At 57.1% G+C, this 16,983-nt stretch carries 15 protein-coding genes; 14 read left to right on the top strand and 1 reads right to left on the bottom strand.

Features of this window, described 5'->3' with window-relative positions; genetic code table 11:
- The first annotated feature begins 116 nt into the window (after positions 1-116).
- The 7 genes from rpsL to HNR62_RS06300 all read left to right on the top strand — a co-directional run bounded on the left by rpsL (position 117) and on the right by HNR62_RS06300 (position 6,040).
- Entirely contained in the window at positions 117-491 is a 375-nt protein-coding gene (rpsL, locus tag HNR62_RS06330) for a 30S ribosomal protein S12 (protein ID WP_071474210.1), read from the top strand.
- 84 nt (positions 492-575) lie between these two features.
- Positions 576-1,046, top strand: a complete 471-nt coding sequence (gene rpsG / locus HNR62_RS06325; protein WP_104486028.1) for a 30S ribosomal protein S7 — start codon at positions 576-578, stop codon at positions 1,044-1,046.
- Positions 1,047-1,121: 75 nt separating this feature from the next.
- Complete coding sequence (gene fusA, locus HNR62_RS06320; RefSeq protein ID WP_204795245.1) at positions 1,122-3,218, top strand: elongation factor G; 2,097 nt, start codon at positions 1,122-1,124, stop codon at positions 3,216-3,218.
- Positions 3,219-3,281: 63 nt separating this feature from the next.
- Positions 3,282-4,466, top strand: coding sequence for an elongation factor Tu (tuf, locus tag HNR62_RS06315; RefSeq protein WP_204795244.1), 1,185 nt, complete (start codon positions 3,282-3,284; stop codon positions 4,464-4,466).
- A 149-nt stretch (positions 4,467-4,615) separates the two neighbouring features.
- A complete protein-coding gene (locus HNR62_RS06310; RefSeq protein WP_204795243.1) occupies positions 4,616-5,062 on the top strand; it encodes a protein tyrosine phosphatase family protein in 447 nt (148 codons plus the stop codon).
- A 139-nt stretch (positions 5,063-5,201) separates the two neighbouring features.
- Positions 5,202-5,393, top strand: coding sequence for a bacterioferritin-associated ferredoxin (locus HNR62_RS06305; RefSeq protein ID WP_204795242.1), 192 nt, complete (start codon positions 5,202-5,204; stop codon positions 5,391-5,393).
- 182 nt (positions 5,394-5,575) lie between these two features.
- Positions 5,576-6,040, top strand: coding sequence for a methylglyoxal synthase (locus HNR62_RS06300; protein ID WP_204795241.1), 465 nt, complete (start codon positions 5,576-5,578; stop codon positions 6,038-6,040).
- Here HNR62_RS06300 and HNR62_RS06295 read toward each other — a convergent pair whose 3' ends face one another.
- Positions 6,041-6,613, bottom strand: coding sequence for a superinfection exclusion B family protein (locus HNR62_RS06295; RefSeq protein ID WP_204795240.1), 573 nt, complete (start codon positions 6,611-6,613; stop codon positions 6,041-6,043).
- A gap of 320 nt (positions 6,614-6,933) precedes the next feature.
- Here HNR62_RS06295 and HNR62_RS06290 point away from each other — a divergent pair, with 320 nt between their 5' ends.
- The 7 genes from HNR62_RS06290 (at position 6,934) to HNR62_RS06260 (ending at position 16,957) form a co-directional block, all read left to right on the top strand.
- Positions 6,934-7,554 carry a TetR/AcrR family transcriptional regulator gene (locus HNR62_RS06290; protein WP_204795239.1) on the top strand — a complete coding sequence of 207 codons (621 nt, stop codon included), beginning with the start codon at positions 6,934-6,936 and terminating at the stop codon, positions 7,552-7,554.
- A 329-nt stretch (positions 7,555-7,883) separates the two neighbouring features.
- Positions 7,884-9,329, top strand: coding sequence for a xanthine dehydrogenase small subunit (gene xdhA / locus HNR62_RS06285; protein WP_204795238.1), 1,446 nt, complete (start codon positions 7,884-7,886; stop codon positions 9,327-9,329).
- Positions 9,322-11,718 carry a xanthine dehydrogenase molybdopterin binding subunit gene (xdhB, locus tag HNR62_RS06280; protein ID WP_204795237.1) on the top strand — a complete coding sequence of 799 codons (2,397 nt, stop codon included), beginning with the start codon at positions 9,322-9,324 and terminating at the stop codon, positions 11,716-11,718. The genes xdhA and xdhB overlap by 8 nt, the downstream gene beginning before the upstream one ends.
- Before the next feature lie 413 nt (positions 11,719-12,131).
- Positions 12,132-12,980, top strand: a complete 849-nt coding sequence (xdhC, locus tag HNR62_RS06275; RefSeq protein ID WP_204795236.1) for a xanthine dehydrogenase accessory protein XdhC — start codon at positions 12,132-12,134, stop codon at positions 12,978-12,980.
- Between the two features lie 15 nt (positions 12,981-12,995).
- On the top strand, positions 12,996-14,318 hold the full coding sequence (guaD, locus tag HNR62_RS06270; RefSeq protein ID WP_204795235.1) for a guanine deaminase: 1,323 nt from the start codon (positions 12,996-12,998) through the stop codon (positions 14,316-14,318).
- 186 nt (positions 14,319-14,504) lie between these two features.
- Positions 14,505-15,245: a GntR family transcriptional regulator gene (locus tag HNR62_RS06265; protein ID WP_204795234.1), complete on the top strand. Its 741-nt coding sequence runs from the start codon at positions 14,505-14,507 to the stop codon at positions 15,243-15,245.
- 275 nt (positions 15,246-15,520) lie between these two features.
- Positions 15,521-16,957, top strand: coding sequence for an NCS1 family nucleobase:cation symporter-1 (locus HNR62_RS06260; protein ID WP_204795233.1), 1,437 nt, complete (start codon positions 15,521-15,523; stop codon positions 16,955-16,957).
- Positions 16,958-16,983: the final 26 nt, after the last annotated feature.

Below are 16,983 nucleotides of genomic sequence, written 5' to 3'. Positions count from 1 at the left end.
CCGCCATAAATTGTATAAATCTTGACTCGCCAGCACGGCAAGCATAGAATTTTGCGTCCCCGCTTTTGGGGATAGATTTTTCACAACTGTAGAACGATATTTTTCAGGAGCTGTTAATGGCAACTATTAACCAGCTGGTTCGCAAGCCTCGCCAACAAGCCGTAGCTAAAAGCAACGTGCCGGCGCTGGAAGCGTGCCCGCAGAAACGCGGTGTATGTACCCGCGTGTACACCACCACCCCGAAGAAGCCGAACTCCGCACTGCGTAAAGTATGTCGTGTTCGACTGACCAACGGTTTCGAAGTCAACTCCTACATCGGTGGTGAAGGCCACAACCTGCAGGAGCACTCCGTTGTTCTGATCCGTGGCGGTCGTGTTAAAGATTTGCCCGGTGTGCGTTATCACACCGTACGTGGCGCACTGGACACCTCAGGTGTTTCCGCTCGTCGCCAGGCCCGTTCCAAGTACGGTGCCAAGAAGCCCAAGTCTTAATGGTTCTCCGTTAAGTAAGGCCAAACATTTTATTTTTTAACCTGTTGTGTTTTGGGTTATCCCTGAAGTTACGGAGAGTTTGCAATGCCAAGACGTCGCGTAATCGGCCAGCGTAAAATCCTGCCGGATCCCAAGTTCGGATCCGAGCTGCTGGCAAAATTCGTAAACATCCTGATGATAGACGGCAAAAAGTCTACTGCTGAAAAGATTGTTTACGGTGCTCTGGAAATCGTTGCTGAAAAAACCAGCAAGGAGCATCTGGCGCTGTTTGAAGAAGCGCTGGAAAACATTCGTCCTACAGTTGAAGTTAAATCACGCCGTGTCGGTGGTTCTACCTACCAGGTGCCGGTTGAAGTACGTCCGGTACGTCGTAATGCCCTGGGCATGCGTTGGTTGGTAGACTCTGCGCGTAAGCGTGGTGAAAAATCCATGGCTCAGCGTCTGGCTGGCGAGCTGCTGGATGCTGCTGAAAACAAAGGTTCTGCGGTCAAGAAGCGTGAAGACGTGCACCGTATGGCTGAAGCAAACAAAGCGTTTGCCCACTACCGCTGGTAATTGGATGGGTGCGGCATTGCCGCACCCGTTTGGTTGCTTACTAAGGACAATAGACCTTAGCAAGAGGATATTATTGTGGCTCGTACAACTCCCATTGAGCGCTATCGTAACATCGGCATCAGCGCTCACATTGACGCCGGTAAAACGACAACCACCGAACGGGTGCTGTTTTACACCGGTGTAAGCCATAAGATCGGCGAAGTCCATGATGGCGCTGCTACCATGGACTGGATGGAGCAGGAACAAGAGCGTGGTATCACCATTACCTCTGCCGCTACTACCTGTTTTTGGGATGGTATGGCGCACCAGTATCCACAGCATCGTATTAACATCATCGATACCCCGGGGCACGTTGACTTCACCATCGAAGTAGAACGTTCCATGCGGGTGCTCGATGGTGCCGTTATGGTCTACTGTGCCGTCGGTGGCGTTCAGCCCCAGTCTGAAACCGTATGGCGTCAGGCTAACAAGTACCAGGTGCCGCGTATTGCGTTCGTCAACAAGATGGACCGTACCGGCGCCAATTTCCTGCGGGTGGTTGAGCAGATCAAGACACGTCTGAAGGGCGTGCCTGTGCCTGTTCAGCTGCCGATCGGCGCAGAAGAAAATTTCAAAGGCGTTATTGATCTCATCAAGATGAAGGCCATTAGCTGGAGTGAAGAAGACAACGGTACCACCTTTGTCTACGACGACATTCCTGCCGAGATGCAAGAGCTGGCCAACGAATGGCATCAGAATCTGGTTGAGGCGGCTGCCGAAGCCAATGAAGAGCTGATGGACAAGTACCTGGAAGGCGAGGAGCTGTCGGAAGCAGAAATCAAGTCTGCTCTGCGCAGCCGTGTGCTGAACAGCGAAGTCATCCTGGTCACCTGCGGTTCTGCATTCAAGAACAAGGGTGTACAGGCCATGCTGGACGTGGTGATCGACTATCTGCCGTCGCCGGTAGAAGTTCACGCCATCAGCGGTCTGAAAGAAGACGGCGTCACGCCGGACACGCGTCCGGCCGACGATACCGCTCCTTTCTCTGCACTTGCGTTCAAGATTGCGACCGATCCTTTCGTGGGCAACCTGACCTTCTTCCGCGTGTACTCCGGTGTGGTTAACACCGGTGATGCCGTGTTGAATTCGGTCAAGGGCAAGCGTGAGCGTTTCGGCCGTATCGTACAGATGCATGCCAACAAGCGTGAAGAGATCAAATCCGTTTGTGCCGGTGACATCGCCGCCGCTATCGGTCTGAAAGACGTGACCACGGGTGACACCCTGTGTGCCCCTAACGCGCCTATCATTCTGGAGCGCATGGAGTTTCCGGAACCGGTTATCTCCGTGGCCGTGGAACCCAGGACTCAGGCCGACCAGGAAAAAATGGGTATGGCTTTGGGTCGTCTGGCGCAGGAAGATCCGTCTTTCCGCGTATGGACCGACGAAGAATCGGGTCAGACCATCATCGCCGGTATGGGCGAGCTGCACCTGGATATTCTCGTCGACCGCATGAAGCGTGAGTTCAAGGTAGAAGCCAACGTGGGTAAACCCATGGTGGCCTACCGCGAAAGCATCCGTGGCAGTATCGAACAGGAAGGCAAGTTCGTTCGTCAGTCCGGAGGCCGTGGTCAGTTTGGTCATGTCTGGATCAAGATAGAGCCGCAAGCAGAAGGGACCGGCTACACGTTCGAGAATGCCGTTGTCGGTGGTGTTATTCCCAAGGAATATATCCCCGCTGTAGACAAGGGTATTCAGGAACAGATGAAGCAGGGTGTTCTGGCGGGCTATCCGATTGAAGACATCAAGGTCACGCTGTACGATGGTTCTTATCACGATGTTGACTCTTCAGAAATGGCCTTTAAAATCGCCGGTTCCATGGCGTTTAAAGCGGGCTTCATGAAATGTAATCCCGTGCTGCTTGAACCTGTGATGAAGGTTGAAGTAGAGACGCCGGAAGAGTATATGGGTGATGTTATCGGTGACGTGAATCGTCGTCGTGGTATCATCGAAGGCATGGAAGATGGCCCTTCAGGCAAGGTTATTAATGCCGTGTTGCCGCTGTCTGAAATGTTCGGCTACGCTACAGACCTGCGTTCACAGTCGCAAGGTCGTGCTTCTTACTCCATGGAGTTTGCCAAGTACGCCGAAGTACCTGCCAGCATGGCTGAAGCGATTATTGCTCGTAAAGGTTAACTAATCTTTGTTTAAACTCCCCATCCTTATAATGGATGGGATCAAACTAGGAAGGACTAGTCCGTGTCTAAAGAAAAATTTGAACGTAACAAACCGCACGTAAACGTAGGTACTATCGGCCACGTTGACCACGGTAAAACCACTCTGACCGCAGCCATCACCAACGTACTGGCCAAGCAGTGGGGCGGCGCCGCTCGCGCTTTCGACCAGATCGATAACGCTCCCGAAGAAAAAGCGCGTGGTATCACCATCGCTGCTTCTCACGTTGAGTACGACACCGAAGCACGTCACTACGCCCACGTTGACTGCCCTGGACACGCCGATTACGTTAAAAACATGATCACTGGTGCTGCTCAGATGGATGGCGCTATCCTGGTTGTTGCTGCGACCGATGGTCCCATGCCGCAAACTCGTGAGCACATCCTGCTGGCCCGCCAGGTAGGCGTACCTTACATCGTTGTGTTCATGAACAAGTGTGACATGGTTGACGATGAAGAGCTGCTCGAGCTGGTAGAAATGGAAGTGCGTGAACTGCTGTCCGAGTACGACTTCCCGGGCGACGACATTCCGGTTATCCAGGGTTCTGCTCTGAAAGGCCTGGAAGGCGACCCCCAGTGGGAACCGAAGATCCTGGAACTGGCTGCCGCTCTGGATTCCTACATCCCCGAGCCCGAGCGTGCCGTTGACGGTGCTTTCCTGCTGCCGATCGAGGACGTGTTCTCCATCCAGGGCCGTGGTACCGTTGTTACCGGTCGTGTTGAGCGCGGTATCGTTAAAGTTGGTGAAGAAGTGGAAATCGTTGGTATCAAGGATACCGTCAAGACCACTTGTACCGGCGTTGAAATGTTCCGCAAGCTGCTGGACGAAGGCCGTGCCGGTGAGAACGTAGGCGTTCTGCTGCGTGGTACCAAGCGGGAAGACGTTGAGCGTGGTCAGGTTCTGGCCAAGCCGGGTTCAATCAACCCGCACACCGACTTCGAATCCGAAGTATACGTGCTGTCCAAGGAAGAAGGCGGTCGTCACACTCCTTTCTTCAAAGGCTACCGTCCCCAGTTCTACTTCCGTACTACTGACGTGACCGGTACCATCGAACTGCCGGAAGGCGTTGAAATGGTTATGCCTGGCGACAACATCAAAATGGTTGTTAGCCTGATTGCTCCTATCGCGATGGAAGACGGTCTGCGTTTCGCCATCCGTGAAGGTGGCCGTACCGTAGGTGCCGGCGTTGTAGCCAAGATCGTTAAGTAATAACGTTCCTTGATTGCACAAAAAAGGAGGCTTCGGCCTCCTTTTTTGTTGCTGCGTGACGGCAAACCAATAACATCAGGATATGCTAATGTTATTGGTTTGCCGTATGCTGTTATCTTCACGATTCAGCCAATTCACCGAGGTGTTATATGGATATCAAACCGGTCACTTCCTCTTTCTCGGTTGCCGATCAGGTGACCGCCGCCGATTTACTGCCGCTGAAGGCGGCAGGCTATCGAACTCTCATCTGCAACCGACCCGACGGTGAGGCAGAAGGACAGCCGGCGGCGGAAGCGCTGGCAGCCGAGGCGCGAGCGCAAGGTTTCGACTGGTATTGGATCCCAATCTCGTCCGGTCAGTTCACCGACGAAGCGGTAGCCACCTTTACGCAGGCGCTGGCCGGCAAAGAGGAGCCGGTGCTGGCCTTCTGCCGTACCGGAACCCGTTCCATCACCCTGTGGGCCCTGGCCCAGGCCCGGGGCGGGCAGCAATCGACGGTGGAGTTGTTACAGCTCGCAGCCGGTGCCGGTTACGACTTGTCGAGCCTGTCGCCTCGTCTGGACGCTGATGCGGGGAGCATAGACAAACCTGAATGATCCTGGCCTCTTGTGCCGGTTTTCCGCCGAGAGGGTGGTGCCGGGATCTGTGATGTGAGTCGTTTTTTTCGACAAATAAATTCTTGCATTGATAACCGCTATCATTTAGATTTACCGGATTGAAGCGGAGGGTTTATCGATGTATGTGTGTTTGTGCAGGGGCATTACCGAACGTCAGCTGAAAGCCGCGGTGGCAGAAGGCAACACCGAATTCAGGGATCTGAAACAGGAGCTCGGCGTCGGTGCTCAATGCGGAAAATGCATTCCGGTTGCCCTGGCCATACTGGCAGAAGAAAATGCCAAGACGCACCTCTACTACGAAGTTGCTTAAGCGGGGAAGTCGCTTAAGCAGGGAAGTCTCTTAAGTAGAGAAGCTGCTCAAGACGCCATCGCCAAACCTCTTTACCCGCCGCAACAAGCCCCGAGAAGGGGCTTTTTTGCGTTTAGGGCTGCTTATTTGACGCCGCTTTGGCTAGTATGGGTCTGACTTTTTTTGCCAGGACCTGGATATCGATGAAAGAGACGCAAAGAACCTTGTCGGCCCACAAGAATGTGGCGCTGGTGGCGCATGATCACAAGAAAGAGCAATTACTGGCCTGGGTCGACCGTCGGGCCGAAGCGCTGAAGTTGCATCACCTGTACGCCACCGGCACGACCGGAAGCATGCTCAGCCGCCAGGTTGGGCTGCCGGTGCGCTGCCTGATGTCCGGCCCAATGGGGGGCGATCAACAGCTCGGCGCCCTGATCGCCGAAGGTAAAATCGACGTGCTGATTTTTTTCTGGGATCCGCTCAATGCGGTGCCTCACGATCCGGATGTGAAGGCGTTACTGCGCCTCGCTACGGTGTGGAACATACCGGTGGCCACCAATATGGCGACGGCCGACATGCTGATGGACAGCGTGCAGATGAGCCGGGATTTCAGCATTTGCATACCGGATTACGACGGCTATCTGAGGGAAAGAACCAAAGAGCTGTGATTAGTGCCTGTCCAGCTGCTTGTAGGCATATCTGGGTCTGTTGTTGAGTATCTGGTGCTTTTGCTCCTCGGTCATGTTGGCCGGGTTCAGACCCAGCACCTTGAAGGTGAGCAGGGGCCGTGCCGCCATGGTGATCATCAAGGGCTTGATGGCATTCAGCCCCGCTTCTCCCGGCTCACCAAAGGCGTAGGTCAGAATGCCCTGTTCCAGCAGATTTTTGACGGCAGCTTCGGTCACCGGCAATTTTATGACGTTTTTACGCTGGATCACGAACTCTCGCAGCACCGCCTTTTCGCTGGCGTCGAGGTAGTCCAGTAATTCCTTCAACAGCTTTTGTTGCATCAGGCGCTGCTTGCGATAAAACACGTGCTGAAACAGCATGATGGCAGCGTGAGATAAAAAATAAGCTGCAGACGCGACCATCGCCAGGACAAACAGCAGCCGATAGTCATTCAGCCAGAGGCCGAAGGCACCGGAAAACAGGCGGCTTGGCAGCAGTGTCATCAGGATACAGCTCAGCAGTAGCCAGCACATAAACCAGTTAAGCGGTGAAACCTGTCGTACATCCAGCATCTTCTTCTCCACAATCCAGACGGCCGTCTGAAGTCGCAATACTCACGCCAGTACAAAGCAAGGTATGTGCCATGGATGGGTTTATGGCGTGTCGAGGGAGGCGGCTGTGTTGCCTCTGGTCCGAGGCTTCAATAGGTTCAGATGCGTCATGGAATGGGTATTGGTCAACGAGTAATAAATAAATCACCCTCATGTTAAATGTTTTCCGGTTACGTTAGCATTGCGTGTCTTTTGTGTTTTTCTGCCGAACTCGTGTCCGAACTCGGGTATGGTTAGCGAATATCACTTTTTATTTTATGGCCTGGAGCCTGAAAATCAGTATGTCCCGGATCAGAGCTAAAAACGAAGAAATCATCATCCGTGCCGCCAGCCGCGTCTTTGCCGAAAACGGTTATGCGGCCACCAAGACCGCCACCATTGCCGAGCTGGCCGAACTGCCGAAACCGAATATCTACTATTATTTCGGCAGCAAGGAAAAACTCTATCGCGCCGTGCTCGAAAGTGTCACCGAGCCTCTGCTGGCGGCCTCGGCGCCTTTTATCGAGTACCGGGATCCGGTCATGGCGCTGACCGCCTATATCAAATCCAAGCTGATGATCTCGAAAGACTACCCCTATGCCTCCAAGGTGTTTGCCAATGAAATCATGCACGGGGCTCCGCATCTGCCGGAAGATATCGTTGCACGACTGAGCGAACAGACCCGCACCCTGAGCGGCAAGCTGACCGACTGGATGGGGCAGGGGCTGATGGCCCCCGTCGATGCCCATCATCTGTTGTTCGCCATCTGGGCCTCGACCCAGACCTATGCCGACTTCAACTGGCAGATCACCATGGCGCTGGGCAAGGAGGAGCTGGACGATGACGATTTCGAACGGGCGGCCCAGCTGATCACCCGGCTGGTGATCGGGGGTTGCGAGGTGCAGTCCCTGCCCGGCGCCTGACGAGGAGCTGCCTCCCACCGCGACGACGTCGGTACCTTGTGCTGACGTCACTCTCTGCCGCTGCAGTCACTTCCTTTCCCACCCTTATCCGGCACCGCTCCCTCTACACTGCATATAAAAGGCGAAAAAACCTGCCACCGTCACCGGTACCTCTAATCGATGAAGCTCCGGTGATGACCATCGCTTCACGACGGGGTGCAGGTTCAGCTTGTCGGATGACACAATGTTTATTGAACCATTGGTCAGGTTTAACTTTAATTACAGGTGAAGATACTACTACCACCGGTGGTCGGCAATGTGTGCCGTGTATTCGCGGAAGGAGGCAAGCCGTGATTCAGTTTCTGCTTAACCGGGAGATGCGGGAGGAGCAAGACCTTTCGCCAAACATGACGGTGCTCAATTACCTGCGTACGCGAGTGGGCAAGACCGGTACCAAGGAAGGGTGCGCGTCCGGCGACTGCGGCGCCTGCACCGTGGTGCTGGGCGAACGGGAAGGGGAGCACATCCGTTATCAAACGGTGAACGCCTGCCTGACCTTCGTCTCGGCACTGCACGGCAAGCAGCTGATCACGGTGGAAGATCTCAAGTCGAAAGACGGCAGTCTGCACCCGGTGCAGCAGGCGATGGTGGACTTTCACGGCTCCCAGTGTGGCTTCTGTACGCCCGGCTTTATCATGTCGATGTTTGCGCTCAGCAAAAACACGCCCTCGGCCGACAGGCACGATATTCTCGAAGCCCTGGGCGGCAACCTGTGTCGCTGCACCGGTTATCGTCCCATCGTCGATGCAGCCCTGGCCATTGCCGAGCAGCCGCAGCGGGCCGATGACTTCTCCCGCTACGAGGCCGAGATACTGGCCGCGCTCGATCGGATTCAGGTCGATACCCAGATTACCCTGAACGGAAACGGCCAGGTATGCTACTCGCCGGTCTCCAGCGATGAGCTGGCGGCGCTGCTGGTACAGCACCCGGACGCCCGTCTGCTGGCCGGAGGTACCGATCTGGCGCTGGAAGTGACCCAGCTCTACCGCGAACTGCCGAAGATGATTTATGTGGGCAAGGTAGCCGACATGAAACAGCTGGAAGAAGATGAACACCAGTTGGTGATTGGCGCCGCCCGCAGCCTGAGCGACAGCTATGAGGCGCTGAGCCGGGTCTTTCCCGACCTCGGTGAGCTGCTGCACCGTTTTGCTTCCCTGCAGATCCGCAACCAGGGCACCCTGGGCGGTAATATCGGCAACGCCTCTCCCATCGGCGATGCGCCGCCGGTGCTGATGGCCCTGAACGCCCGTTTGGTCTTGCGCAAGGGCGACACTGTGCGCGATCTGCCCATCGAAGAATATTTCCTCGGATACAAGCTGACCGCGCTGGAAGCAGGCGAATTCATCGAGCAGATCATCGTGCCCAAGCCGACGGCCAATCAGCACTTCAGGGTCTACAAACTGTCTAAACGACTGGATGACGATATTTCTGCGGTGTGTGGCGCCTTCAATCTGACCATTGAAGACGGCACCGTGACCGGTGCCCGCATCGGCTTCGGCGGCATGGCGGCGGTACCCAAACGTGCTGCGGCCTGTGAGCGGGCGCTGCTCGGCCAGCCCTGGAACCATGCCACCGTCAAGGCGGCGATGAAGGCGCTGACCGGTGATTTCGAGCCGCTGTCCGACTTCCGGGCCAGCAAGGAATACCGCAGCAAAACCGCCAGCAACCTGCTCTACAAGTTTTTCATCGAGCAGCAGAGTCTGACACCGGAAACCAGGGTGACGTCTTATGTCTAACACGCAACCGAACACACTCACCAGCGACGAGATGATGGAACGGGTCAAACAGAGCCTGCAGACCGGGGTGGGCAAGAAGGTGCCTCACGACAGTGCGGCAATGCATGTGGCGGGTGAAGCGCAATACATAGACGATCGGCTGGAATTTCCCAATCAGCTGCATCTCTATGCGCGGCTGTCGGAGCGGGCCCACGCCCGCATCACCAAACTGGATGTGGCCCCCTGTTACCGGTTTGACGGCGTCGCCATCGCCATTACCGCCGACGATGTGCCGGGCGAGCTGGATATAGGCCCCATTCTGGCCGGCGATCCCTTGTTGGCGGACGGCAAGGTCGAGTATGTTGGTCAGCCGATACTGGCGGTGGCGGCGAAAGATCTGGACACGGCGCGCAAGGCGGCCATGGCCGCCATCGTCGAGTACGAAGATCTGCCGGCGGTACTGTCGGTGGAAGCGGCGCTGGAACAGGAGCTGTTCGTGACCGAGAGTCACAAGCAGCAGCGCGGTGACTCCGCCGCCGGGCTCAGGCATGCCAGGCATGTGATTGAAGGCAGCCTGCATATCGGCGGTCAGGAACATTTCTATCTGGAAACCCAGGTCAGCTCTGTGGTGCCCACCGAAGACGGCGGCATCATGGTGTTCACCTCCAGCCAGAATCCGACCGAGATCCAGAAACTGGTGGCCGGCGTGCTGGGCGTGCCCATGCACAAAGTCGTGATCGACATGCGCCGCATGGGCGGCGGCTTCGGCGGCAAGGAAACCCAGGCCGCCGGCCCCGCCTGCATGGCGGCGGTGGTGGCACGGCTGACCGGCCGCCCGGCCAAGATGCGGTTGCCGCGGGTCGACGACATGATGATGACCGGCAAGCGTCATCCCTTCTTCAACCAGTACAAGATAGGCTTCGACGATAACGGCCGCATCGAGGCGGCGGAGATCATCGTGGCCGGTAACTGCGGCTATTCCCCGGATCTGTCATCCTCGATTGTCGACCGGGCCATGTTCCACTCGGACAACGCCTATTATCTGGGCGAGGCGACCGTGATCGGCCATCGCTGCAAGACCAACACGGCGTCCAACACCGCCTTTCGTGGTTTCGGTGGTCCTCAGGGCATGATGACCATAGAACATGTAATGGACGAGATCGCCTCGAAGCTTGGCAAGGATCCGCTGGAGATCCGCAAGATAAACTTCTACGGCAAGAACGAGCGCAACGTCACCCATTATCACCAGCCGGTGGAGCACAACATCCTTCACGAACTGGTGGCGGAGCTGGAGCTGTCTTCCGAATACGCCAGCCGGCGCGAGGCGATCAAGGCCTTCAACGCTCAAAGCCCGATCCTGAAAAAGGGGATCGCCATCACGCCGGTGAAGTTCGGTATTTCCTTTACCGCCACCTTCCTCAACCAGGCCGGTGCCCTGGTGCACATCTACACCGACGGCAGTATCCACCTCAACCACGGCGGCACCGAGATGGGCCAGGGGGTGAACATCAAGGTGGCCCAGATAGTGGCGGAAGAGTTTCAGGTGGATATTGATCGTATCCAGATCACCGCCACCAACACCGACAAGGTACCCAATACCTCACCCACGGCGGCCTCCAGCGGCAGCGATCTGAACGGCAAGGCGGCCCAGAATGCGGCCCGGATCATCAAGCGGCGGCTGATTGACTGGGCGGCGGGGCACTTCCGGGTGAGCCCGGAAGAAGTGATATTCAGGAACAACGTCGTGCAGATCCGGGAGCAGATACTGTCGTTTCAGGAATTGGTGCAGCTGGCCTATTTACATCAGATTTCCCTGTCGAGCACCGGTTTCTATCGCACCCCCAAGATCTATTACGATCATGCCACCGGCCGGGGTCGCCCTTTCTACTACTTCGCCTACGGCGCCGCCTGCTCCGAGGTGATCATCGATACCCTGACCGGCGAATACAAGATATTGCGTGCCGACATACTGCACGACGTGGGCGACTCGCTGAATCCGGCCATCGACATGGGTCAGGTCGAAGGCGCCTTCATTCAGGCCGTGGGCTGGCTCACCACCGAAGAGCTGGTGTGGGACGACAAGGGCAGGCTGATGACCAAGGGCCCGGCGGGGTACAAGATACCGGCGGTGGCCGATACGCCCCTCGACTTCCGCGTCAGGTTGGTGGAAAACCGCAAGAATCCGGAAGACACGGTGTTTCACTCCAAGGCAGTGGGCGAGCCGCCCTTCATGCTCGGTATCTCGGTGTGGTGTGCGCTGAAAGATGCGGTGGCGAGCGTGGCGGGTTACCGGAAATATCCGCATATGGACTCACCGGCCACGCCGGAGCGGGTGCTGTGGGCGGTGGAGCAGATGCAGGCGCTGGTGGAGCAGGATGAAGCCGTGACCGAGGATGTACTGGTCAAGTAGCTCTGGATATAGCATCAGTCGGCCAAAGGACACTACTCCGACGACTCGCCGTGAATCCATCCATGGAGGCTCGACGGCGCCATCCATGGCGCCAATGGTCGGCGGAGCAGACACCCTTTACCCTCCCTTGGCCACGGAGTTGTCAGAGGGCATTGCCAACAGACAACTCCGAGTATGGAAGGGGCGGCAGGGATTACCTTCAGCCGACCGTCAAATGCCATGGATGGCATTTGCCGAGCGACACAGGGATGTGCTTGCAGCGTGTCGGTTGAAGGTAACCCTGCTGCCTCTGGGGACGGAATCACAAGATGACAGACCTGTGATTCAGAGCTGCTGTCTGCTGTAAGTAATCTCCTGAAAGGCAGGATTAGGAAGCTGACTGGCGATACTGCTTTGGTAGTAGAGGTGAAGTTATGTTCAAGGACAACTGGATTCAGGTGCTGGCCGAGCTGGAGCGCCAGGGGGAGCCCTGCGTCATGGTCACGGTGGTCGAGCACAAGGGCTCTACGCCTCGTGACAGCGGCACCAAGATGCTGGTGACCGAGCAGGGCTGCTACGCCACCATTGGCGGCGGCCATCTGGAATACAAGGCGCTGCAGCTGGCGCGAGACATGCTGCTGCAGGGCGAATCACGGATGAAGATTGAACGCTTCAGCCTCGGCGCCAGTCTGGGCCAGTGCTGTGGCGGCATGGCTACCCTCATGCTGGAGCCGGTGGTGCGGCCCCGCCATCATCTGGCGCTGTTCGGCGCCGGTCATGTGGCCAGGGCATTGGTGCACATACTGGCGACGCTGCCGTTTCGCATTACCTGGATAGACGAACGGGAGGCGGAATTTCCCACCGTGTTGCCCGCCGCTGTCACCAAGGTAGTGAGCGAGGATCCGGTGGCCGAGATCGACACTCAGCCCGCCGGCAGCTTCTATCTGGTGATGACTCACAACCATCAGCTTGATCTCGAGTTGTGTGCGCGCATTCTCAAGCGGGGGGATGCCCGTTATTTCGGCGTCATCGGCTCGCGTACCAAGCGCAAGCGGTTCGATTACAAGCTGAAAGAGCGGGGCTTCGATGAGGCGGCGCTGGCGCGGATGGTCTGCCCCATCGGCCTGCCCGAGGTCGCCGGCAAGCACCCGGCGGAAATTGCGGTGTCGGTGGCCGGCGAGCTGATTGCCGCCTATCAGCAGCCGGTCACGGCGCCCGGTACCGCTGAGGATACCCAGGCAGGCGGCACCGTGTCGGCGTCGTCTCCATCATATCAAGTTTAAAGGAGCAGCCTTTACATGACGCAAGCGACCGCGTATCGCGCCGCCATTCTGCACAGCCTGGCCGATCCTGCCCTGGTCGGGCTGGATGACAGCTACGCCTATCACGAAGACGGTGTGCTGGTGGTGGCCGACGGCCATATCAGCGATATCGGCCCGGCCGAACAGGTGCTGGCGCGTCAGCCGGCGAACCTCGAGGTGATCCGCTTTGAACACAAGCTGATTAGCGCCGGCTTTGTCGATACCCATATTCATTTTCCCCAGACCGAGATGATCGCCTCCTATGGCGAGCAGTTGCTCGACTGGCTGAACAACTACACCTTTCCGGAAGAGCGCAAGTTTGCCGATCCGGCTCATGCCAGCCGGGTGGCGAGCTTCTTTCTGGATGAACTGCTGCGCAACGGCACCACCACCGCCATGGTGTTCGGCACCGTGCACAAGGCCTCGGTGGAGGCGTTTTTCAGCGAGTCGGACAAACGCAACATGCGCATGATCGCCGGCAAGGTGATGATGGACCGCCATGCGCCCGACTATCTGCTCGACACCCCCGAGTCGAGCTATGCGGACAGCAAGGCGCTGATCGAGCGCTGGCACAACAGGGGCCGCCAGATCTATGCGGTGACGCCGCGCTTCGCGCCCACCAGTACCGCCGAACAGCTGGCCCTGGCCGGTCGGCTGCTGCAAGAATATCCGGATGTCTATCTGCAGACCCACCTGTCGGAAAACAGGCAGGAAATCGAGTGGGTCAGGGAACTGTTCCCCGAGCGCAAGGGTTATCTGGATGTGTATGACCACTTCGGCCTGCTGGGAGCACGTTCGGTCTTTGCCCATGCGGTGCATCTGGAGCAGGAGGAATGCGAGCGGCTGGGGGAAACCGACTCGGTGATTTCCTTCTGTCCTACCTCCAATCTGTTCCTGGGCTCGGGACTGTTCAGTCTGCCGAAGATGGAAGCCCATCAGGTCCGGGTTGGACTGGGCACCGATGTGGGCGGCGGCACCAGCTTTTCCATGCTGCAGACCCTCGCCGAGGCCTACAAGATCCAGCAGTTACAGCAACACAGGCTGCATCCGCTGAAGGCACTGTACCTGGCCACCCTGGGCGGCGCCCGGGCGCTCGGCCTGGACGACAGAATAGGTAACCTGGCGGTCGGCAAGGAGGCGGATTTCCTGGTGCTGGATCTTCATGCCACGCCGCTGATACAGACGCGGATGAAAAACGCTCACAATCTGTTCGAACAACTGTTCGTGCTGATGATGCTCGGCGATGATAGGGTGATCGCCGAAACCTACATTTACGGCGATTGCCGTTACCGTCGGGGTGAAGATCCGGTCAAGGCCTGATAACGATACGAAGTAAAAAGCGCCCATATTGGGTGTTTTTTGTGTTCAGTCACAGTCTTGACTATTGCGGCTGTCGTATCGTGCAAAAGGCAGTAAGATTGTATACGAGATACAAAAAATTAACTAACAGGCAAACTTTGCGGTCTAGTAACCCCGACAATGCAGCCTTAACTGGAAATCCAACGTATGAGTTCACTCAGTCAACTGGAGCCAAGACCTGTCAAGTCGAGCTCAAATACTCAGGATGATATTGTTTACGAACATATCTTCGATGCCATTCTCGAACAGCGGCTGGCGCCGGGCACCAAGCTCAGCGAAGAAGCCCTGGGCGAAATCTTCGGCGTCAGCCGGACCATTATTCGCCGCGCCCTGCTGCGCCTGTCGCACGAGCAGGTGGTCAGCATAAGACCCAACCGTGGCGCCGTGGTGGCGGCACCCAGCGTGGAGGAAGCCCGCCAGATTTTTGCCGCCCGCCGGGTGGTGGAGCTGGCGGTGATCGAGCTGGCGGTGAAGCATGCCACGCGCGAGAGTCTGCAGCGCATCCGCACCATGGTGCAGGAAGAGCAGGACGCCTTTGCCGGCGGTGACCGGGGCAAGGGCATTCGCCTGTCGGGCGAGTTTCATCTGGAGTTGGCCCATATGGCCAACAACACGCCGCTGCTCAACTTTCAGCGCAGTGTGGTGTCGCAAACCTCGCTGATTATTGCCCAGTACGAGGTGGGTCACCAGGCGCACTGCTCTTTTAACGAGCACGAAGCGCTGCTGAAGGCCATCGAATCCGGTGACCCGGACAAGGCCGTTGCCATGATGGTCCAACACCTGGACCATATCGAAGGCAAGCTGAACCTGGACAGCGAGTCCGCCTCTACCGATCTGCATGTGGTATTTTCCGGCGTGGTGAAAAAAAAGCCCGGCCGCAGTCGTTGAGTCATCGTCATTCATCTCCCTGAGTGCGGGGCCGTAACAGGCCCCACTGCTTTTGAGCTTTCCTCCCGATGATGTTCCGCTGAACCTGCTGCGCTGCGCTGCAGTGCAGCGGCTTCGCCATGCTGTTATTGTCCCGTCAGCTCGTTAACTTTCTCCGCTAATTTTCTCCGTTAACCTTCTCCGCCAACTTTTCGTTAACTACGCGATAACTCCCATGCCGTGCTTATACTGAGTGATGGCCCATTGGCCACATATTTTTTCAGGGAGTCTGCGTTATGGATGATTCCAAGCTCGAAATAAAACACAGAGATCCCTCGCTATACAATGAGGATTTGTGTCCGATCAAGCATAAGGACAGAACCTGGGGCTGGTTCGAAATCTTCAATGTCTGGTCAAACGATATTCAGAGCCTGTTCGGCTATACCCTGGCCGCTTCCCTGTTTCTGTCCTACGGCCTGAATGGCTGGGCGGTGATGGCGGCCATTATCCTGGCCGGCTGCATCGTCATGGTGCTGGTCAACCTGACCGGCAAGCCCAGCGTGCAATACGGCATTCCCTTCCCGGTGATTATCCGATCCAGCATGGGGGTGCGCGGCGCCAACTTTCCGGCCATGTTGCGGGCCATCATCGGTATCTTCTGGTACGGGGTACAGACCTACTTTGCCTCGACCGCCGTCACCCTGATGTTGACTTCCCTGTGGGGACCGGGCAGCGGCGACACCTATCTCGGCATGTCCGGCACCGCCTGGCTGGCTTTCGTGATGGTCTGGGTGTTCCAGATTGCCCTGTTCTGGCAGGGTATCGACAAGATCAAGATTTTCCTCAACTGGGCAGGGCCGCTGGTTTATGGGGTGATGCTGGTGTTGATGGCCATCGTCTGGTTCGAGGCCGGTGACGAACTGATCCCGGCGGTTGGCACCATCTTCAGCGGTGGCGCCAGCTACGAAGGGGGCGATATCGCCGCCTTTACCGCCATCGTCGGTACCATGGTCGCCTATTTTGCCGCCGTGGTGATCAACTTCGGTGACTTCACCCGCTTCGTACGCAGTGAACGGGAAATGAAAATCGGCAACCTGGTGGGTCTGCCCCTGAATGTGGCCTTCTTTTCCTTTATTGCGCTGATCATTACCGCCGGTACCCTGGTGTTGTTCGGTGATGCGCTGACCAATCCGGCCGATATCGTCGAACGGGTCGACTCCCTGCCGCTGACCATTATTGCGGCGCTGACCTTCTTTGCCGCCACCGTCGGCATCAATCTGGTGGCGAACTTCATTCCGCCCGCCTACGATCTGGCCAACCTGTTCCCCCGGGTGATCAGCTTCCGTATCGGGGGGCTGCTTACCGCCATAGTGGCCTTTTTTGTCGGTATCTTCTGGGTATCGGTGATCAGCCAGATCGGTATTCCCGGCTTCGTCAATGCGCTGGGCTCTGTGGTGGCGCCGTTTTACGGCATCATAGTGGTCGATTACTATCTGATTAAGCGACAGGAACTGGATATGGAGCAGTTGTTCTCGGCGGATCCCAGGGGCGCCTATTACTACAACAAAGGCTGGAACGGCAAGGCACTGCTGGCTTTTGCCCTGGCGGCGGTTTTTTCCATCTCGACGGTACTGGTGCCGGCGCTGAGTAACCTCAACGGTTACGGCTGGTTGATCGGTGCCGGGCTGGGGGGGCTCTTCTATTATCTGTTGATGCCCCGTACCAGGCGCTAGCGCCGCCGTAATCGCATCACCGAGAA

The sequence above is a fragment of the Oceanisphaera litoralis genome (assembly GCF_016907015.1).
GTDB lineage: Bacteria > Pseudomonadota > Gammaproteobacteria > Enterobacterales > Aeromonadaceae > Oceanimonas > Oceanimonas litoralis.
This window is presented reverse-complemented; position numbering and strand designations above follow the sequence as displayed.